This window comes from Acinetobacter sp. (assembly GCF_036659555.1).
Taxonomy (GTDB): Bacteria; Pseudomonadota; Gammaproteobacteria; order Pseudomonadales; family Moraxellaceae; genus Acinetobacter.
Genome location: NZ_JAVXCI010000146.1, coordinates 1 through 4475, shown reverse-complemented (window position 1 = coordinate 4475; position 4475 = coordinate 1). Strand labels below are relative to the sequence as shown.

Genomic DNA, 4475 nt, shown 5'->3' with positions numbered 1-4475 from the left:
AAGACATGCTGATGCAGTTTGAGCAGATGAACAAAATGGGCGGCATGATGGGCTTTCTGGACAAGCTGCCGGGCATGAGCAATGCCGGCATTCAGGATGCGATTGCGCAAGCTAATCCTGAAAAGCAGGTCAAAAAGATGCAGGCGATTATCCAGTCGATGACCGTCAAAGAGCGCCGCAACCCAGACCTGATGAACCCTAGCCGCAAGAAGCGCATTGCAGCCGGCTGCGGCATGGACGTTGTGGAAGTCAATAAGCTGATCAAGCAGCATGCGCAAATGGCGAAAATGATGAAGAAATTTGCCAATCCTTCCGGCATGGCAAAAATGATGAAATCATTGAGCGGCATGCAGAAGCAGTTTGGCGGCGGCGGAGGCATGGGCCCGCTGTTCGGCAATAAAGACCCGAAATAAGGTTTCATCGGTAAAAAAAGCGCGTTCAGCGCTTTTTTTACGCCTAAAGGCTGCAAATGCTTTACAGGCCGGCGGGGGGAGAGCAGCATGAAGCTATTCAATGGCGCTATGCTTGCGCAATTGCAGGCGGTGCTGCTGTTGAATGCGGAAATTGAAGGCTTAAAATAATCCGGGCCGCCGCGCAGGCCGGGCACCGCTTTTGGCGCAGCGCAGCGAATGTTGAAAACAGCAATGATAAGAACAACAGCGCAATGAATAGTCCAGACGCTAAAAAAATTTACATCGTGCATGGCTATAAAGCCTCGCCGAATGACCACTGGTTCCCGTGGCTCAGCCGCAAGCTGCAGCTGGCGGGGCATTTTTCCAAGCGCGTCATGCTGGCGCAGTCCAGCCAGCCGGACTTTGAGGCATGGCAGAAATTCCTTGCGCTGCAGATTCCGGAGCTGGATGAGGACACGATTATTGTTGCACACAGCCTAGGCTGCCTGGCCGCGCTGCATTATTTAAATCAGCGTTTTCAGTCTACTGGCAAAAGCATTAAGGCCGGAATTTTCGTTGCCGGCTTTAAAGCGCCGCTGCCCGGCGCGCCGGAGCTGAACGCCTTTATTCATCAGGCGCGGCTGGACAGCGCCGTGCTGCAGCACCACATGCCGCTTGCATTCAGCCTGCTGTCCTCCAATGACCCGCTTGTGCCGCCGCCGCTGACCCTGCAGCTGGGGCATTTTTTAAACGCGCAAACCTATGAAGTGAAGCAGGCCGGGCATTTTATGCGGGAGGACGGCTATGCCGAGTTTCATGAGGTGTGGGAATTGATCAAGCCTTTATTGGACGGATGAAAAAAGCGCGCAGCGGGGCCGGGCGCTTTCGGGTCTGAAAATTAACCGCTCAAAATCCGGCTGTTAAACTTTTACCGCCGCATTGGCATGAGCAGAATAATGCTGCAGGCCCAGCAGCAGCAGATCCGGCTCGATGGCGGGCGCATAGGCCTGCAGATGCCGGGCGAACAGCGGTGCATCGCCTCCGGTCAGAATCAGCTGGCGCGGCGACTGCTGCAGCACTTTTTCAATGGTGCTGGCCAGGCCCAGCAGGATGCCGTGATGTACCGCATCAATGGTGTTGCGCCCGGGGCTTAAGTCATCAAAGGCCGCATCCGGAATTTTAATGCCTTTGGTATTCTGAATCAGCGAGTCGCGCTGCAGGTATAGGTTCGGCAGAATATAGCCGCCTAAATGCTGCAGGCCATCCGCCAAATCAATGGTCAAAGCCGTCCCGCAGCTGATGATGCAGTACTTCTGCGCAGGGTTCCGGGCTGCGGCCAGCACCTGCAGCCAGCGGTCAATGCCCAGCTGCGCGGGCGCATCATAGCCGCATTTCAGGCCGGCATATTCGGCATGCACCTTGGCGAAAACCACAGGAATGTTCAGGCGCTTGAGGATTTTCTGAATGCGCTCATTGCTTTTGGCATCCTGCACCGAAGACACACCGGCTTTCTGCAGCTTCAGCGCTTTAAAATGCTGGATCAGGCCCAGCAGCAGGTCAGCCGGTGACTGCAGGTGCAGCTCGGCCGCCTGTTCAATGACTTGGCCATTTTCAGTAATCCAGTATTTCAGGCGGGTATTGCCGATATCGAGCCATAAATTTTTCATCGCGTTACTCTTGAACTTACTGCCCGCCGGATGCGCTGGCGCGGCGCAGGCGTCCCTGAAAGAAGTGTTCAGTTCCGCGTTCAGAGGCAATTTCAATCGCGCCGTCATTGCGGATGCCGATGAAAGTGCCTTGGCTGAGGCCTTGAAGGTGCTCAATCTCCACGGCTTCATTTTTGAACGCCGCGCAGTGGTTGAAGCGGGCAGCTAAATTGCAGCTGTCATGGCTGAACCATTCGCCGGCCTGCTGAATCGCCAGATACAGTTCAGCGGTCAGCTGAATGCGGTCAAACTGCGCCAGGCCCAGCTCGGTTAAAGAGGTCGCCGCCTGATCGATGCCGCCCTGAGGCACGGGCAGCGCGTTCAGGCCAACCCCGACTACAGCGCGGTGCGCATCCAGCGGTTCAATCAGAATCCCGCCCCATTTGCCTTGCCTGCTGTACAGGTCATTTGGCCATTTGACTTGCAGCTCCAGCTGGCGCAGGCTTGGCATTTGCAGGATATTTAACGCAATTTCCAGCGCCAGGCGCCCGTCTATGGGTGTCCGCAGATTCAGCAATGTGCTTAAATAGATATTGCCTTCAGGCGAAACCCATTGGCGCTGGCGCTGCCCGCGGCCCTGCGTTTGCCGTACGCTGGCCACGAGCACCTGCTGCACGCCCTTGAGCGCAATTTCACGCACATCATCATTGGTTGATGCGGTAACCGGTTTTAAAAGCAGCACTTCAGGAAGCTGATGGGCCTGGCTGAGGATCTGCTGCAGTAAGCGTGTCTCTTCTAAATCCATTTGAATCTGAGTGTGGAAGAATATTGATGGAGTTAATCATATATTTGCTGATCGGCGCAATCGCTGGTTTTACTGCAGGGCTGTTTGGTGTCGGCGGCGGCTTAATCATTGTGCCCATTCTGTATGTTGTTTTCAGCCAGCTGAACTATGATCCGTCGGTGATCATGCATATGGCGGTGGGCACTTCTTTGGCCACAATTATTGTCACCTCCATCAGTTCGGTCAGCGCGCATCATAAAAAAGGCGCCGTGCTGTGGCATGTTTTCAAAAACTTGGCGCCCGGCCTGGCAGCCGGCTCATTCATTGGCGCAGGCATTGCAGGCTTGATTTCGGGGCAGGGCCTGCAGCTGCTGATCGGCTGCTTTGCGGTGTGGGTGGCGTTTAAAATGTTCCGGGGCGCGGGCATTCCCGCCGATTCGAACAGGCACTTGCCTTCTGCGCCAATGCAGCTGGCGGCCGGCGGCGGCATCGGCATTGCCTCGGCGATTTTCGGCATCGGCGGCGGCAGCCTGACCGTGCCTTACCTGAACCGCAATGGCGTGGTGATGCAGAAAGCGGTGGCGACTTCGGCGGCTTGCGGCCTGCCGATTGCAGCAGCCGGCGCTTTGGGCTTTATGTGGTTCGGCAAGCAGGCGTCGGTGAATGTGCCGAATACCATCGGCTACATTCACATTTATGCCTTTATCGGCATCAGCGTGATGAGCTTCATTACGGCAAAACTGGGCGCAAAAGTGGCGCATCTGCTGTCGCCGGCCATGCTGAAAAAATGCTTCGCCGGCCTGCTGACAGCGGTTGGCAGCTATTTTATTTATCAGGGCGTCAGCCAGCTTTTATTCGGCTGAAACTGCAGCTGCGCCGGACGATTGGCTTTGCAGACGCAAGATTGTCTGACAATGTCATATTCAATTGTGCTGAAAACCGCTTAAATAGCTTTAGATTCGCAGAAATCTAAATCTTGCATTATATGAATAAGAACAAAACGGGAACAGCATGCAGCACGAAGCGGACAGTTTGTCAGAACAGATCGCCAAGCACATCAGCGAGCAGATTATCCGCGGTGAGCTGGTGGAGGGTGAGCGCATTCAGGAATTGCGCATCGCCGCGGAGCTGGATGTCAGCCGCGGCTCGGTGCGTGAAGCGCTGCTGATTTTAGAGCGCACCCAGCTGATTGAGATTTTCCCGCGCCGCGGCGCCGTGGTTGCGGAAATGTCCGCGCTGCAGGTGCGCTCGCTGTTTGACATGGCCTCGCTGCTGCTGGGGCAGATTGTGCACCGCATGGCGGAAACCTGGCGCAGCCATGAAGCTGAGCGCATTCAGCTGCTGTTGGAGCAGCTGGATGCGGAAACCCGCCAAGGCCATACCGAAAAGTTTTATGATCTGATCTTTCAAAGCATGGCGCGCCAGCATGAGATGGTCGGCAATCCTTACTTGATGCGCTATTATCAGGAGTTGCTGCCTTCGCTGCGCCGCAGCTACTTTCTGACGCTGAATATCTCGCGCCGCGAGCTGCAGGAATCTTCCGAGCTGTTCAAGCTGGTGACGGATGCGGTTTTAATCCGCAAGCCGCAGCAGGCCGCGTTATTTATGGAAGATTTTTGTCGACACTTGCGCAACCTTGTGTTGGAATCTCTG

The 4475-nt window shown here is 55.4% G+C and carries 5 protein-coding genes and 1 pseudogene; 4 read left to right on the top strand and 2 right to left on the bottom strand.

Annotated elements, in window-relative coordinates:
• Both RSA72_RS14015 and RSA72_RS14010 read left to right on the top strand, forming a co-directional pair.
• Window positions 1-413 (top strand): annotated as a pseudogene (locus RSA72_RS14015) (signal recognition particle protein); the annotation flags it as partial.
• A gap of 251 nt (window positions 414-664) precedes the next feature.
• Window positions 665-1249: an RBBP9/YdeN family alpha/beta hydrolase gene (locus RSA72_RS14010; RefSeq protein ID WP_332622688.1), complete on the top strand. Its 585-nt coding sequence runs from the start codon at window positions 665-667 to the stop codon at window positions 1247-1249.
• Between the two features lie 63 nt (window positions 1250-1312).
• Here RSA72_RS14010 and RSA72_RS14005 read toward each other — a convergent pair whose 3' ends face one another.
• On the bottom strand, window positions 1313-2059 hold the full coding sequence (locus RSA72_RS14005) for a type III pantothenate kinase (RefSeq protein ID WP_332622687.1): 747 nt from the start codon (window positions 2057-2059) through the stop codon (window positions 1313-1315).
• A 16-nt stretch (window positions 2060-2075) separates the two neighbouring features.
• Window positions 2076-2843 carry a biotin--[acetyl-CoA-carboxylase] ligase gene (locus RSA72_RS14000; protein WP_332622686.1) on the bottom strand — a complete coding sequence of 256 codons (768 nt, stop codon included), beginning with the start codon at window positions 2841-2843 and terminating at the stop codon, window positions 2076-2078.
• Window positions 2844-2869: 26 nt separating this feature from the next.
• Here RSA72_RS14000 and RSA72_RS13995 point away from each other — a divergent pair, with 26 nt between their 5' ends.
• Together RSA72_RS13995 and RSA72_RS13990 are read left to right on the top strand one after the other, a co-directional pair.
• Window positions 2870-3685, top strand: coding sequence for a sulfite exporter TauE/SafE family protein (locus RSA72_RS13995; protein ID WP_332622685.1), 816 nt, complete (start codon window positions 2870-2872; stop codon window positions 3683-3685).
• A 148-nt stretch (window positions 3686-3833) separates the two neighbouring features.
• On the top strand, window positions 3834-4475 hold a 642-nt coding region (locus RSA72_RS13990), incomplete at its 3' end, for a GntR family transcriptional regulator (protein ID WP_332633372.1).